Here is a 1,438-nt window from a genome sequence, read left to right on the forward strand (position 1 = left end):
CATTAATGGCAGTGTTAGTATTGGCCATTTCAAGTTGTAAAGAAGAAAAGAATACTGAAAAAAGATTGGAGGCTAAAAGTGTAGATGTATCCTCTGAATCTGAAGCAGTTAAATTAGTAATGAAAAACTATAAAGACGCTATTCAAAACTTAACAACTGAAGGCACAACAGCGCTATTTACAAAAGAGGCTGCAGTTTTTGAGTCTGGTGGTTCGGAAGGAACTTATGAAAACTACGTCTCCCACCATCTGGGTCCGGAATTAAACCATTTTGACAGTTTTGAATTTTCGGATTATACCATTGATGTTGAATTAGATATGCCTTTTGCTTTTACTACTGAAACATATATTTATACTATAGCTTTAAAAGCTGACAATGAGAAAGGTACAGAAGCAAGAATAATTAAAAAGAAAGGTGTGGCAACTTCTATTTTAAAGAAGGTTAATGACGAATGGAAAATCACTAAAACACATTCTTCTTCAAGAAATATTAGAAAAGCATCTCATTAAGATAGGACAAACTGATCAATCTCCCATTTAGTAGGCAACCAAATCATAAAAAGTAGTGTTTCCCTTTGGGAGATAGATCTTCTATTGTCTCATTAAATCCTATTTTAGGTTCAGTTAAAACCGGGCTGTGTTGGGCCTGCAGCAAGCGGTTTGCCTGGTCTTGACCGTTTCCAAAAATCAGGATTTACTTTTGCTGTAATTATTTTTATCCCTACAAGATATATAAAGACATCCCCTAGGCATATTCCCTAATAATATCAAAATTTGTAAATATCCCACAGCGTACTGTAGGTTTATAATCAATTTTAACCTGGAGTTGTCCTAATTTTCAGTAAAGCTTTTCTTTCCCTTTCCCGATCTCTTCGTCCAGAGCTTTTTTAGGACTACAGGATTCAAATTTCAAAGAAGTATTGGCTAAACACTCTTTTTCTTCAACTATTGATTTGGTTGAAATTCTTCCAAATTTAAAATTTCAATTAGGTAGCATTTCAATATTTTGACGGAGTAGACTTGTTAGCAGTCGAGGGCTTAAACCTTTCCACAGTTTTATCTATCATGAGTAAAATCAATCCTGAGGTTTTAAGAAGTTTGATACTTCCAAACAATCAGTTTCCTGGTTACGGCTGGCACAAAATAATAAAATATCGGGAGGAAAGATATAAAGCCATCGAATACCAAAAGGAAGGAATAGGCATAAAATAGCCTTGGGCCAAGGGGCAAATGCAATAAAAAATCTCAAGGATTCCCACCTTTCAAATTTATTGGATAGAGTAGCATGTAGAAAAAATAGACAAGCAGCAGTATTTACTACCGCTAGTAAACTCGGAGTAATCTTATGGCATATGATCAGAAAAAAAGTACCCTATAACCCGCCCCATGAACATCTATTTTAGATCTAAAATGAAAGTTAATTCTATCATCAAAAATTC

2 protein-coding genes are annotated in these 1,438 nt (G+C 34.5%); both read left to right on the forward strand.

The annotated features are described in order from the left end of the window. Positions 1-509, forward strand: a 509-nt coding sequence (locus E1171_RS01430) for a nuclear transport factor 2 family protein (RefSeq protein ID WP_343031274.1), incomplete at its 5' end; no start/stop codon positions are given. A 555-nt stretch (positions 510-1,064) separates the two neighbouring features. Next, positions 1,065-1,211, forward strand: a complete 147-nt coding sequence (locus E1171_RS01435; protein ID WP_155203357.1) for a hypothetical protein — start codon at positions 1,065-1,067, stop codon at positions 1,209-1,211. Positions 1,212-1,438: the final 227 nt, after the last annotated feature.

Origin of the sequence: Xanthovirga aplysinae, assembly GCF_009711365.1 — a bacterium.
Classification (GTDB): domain Bacteria; phylum Bacteroidota; class Bacteroidia; order Cytophagales; family Cyclobacteriaceae; genus Xanthovirga; species Xanthovirga aplysinae.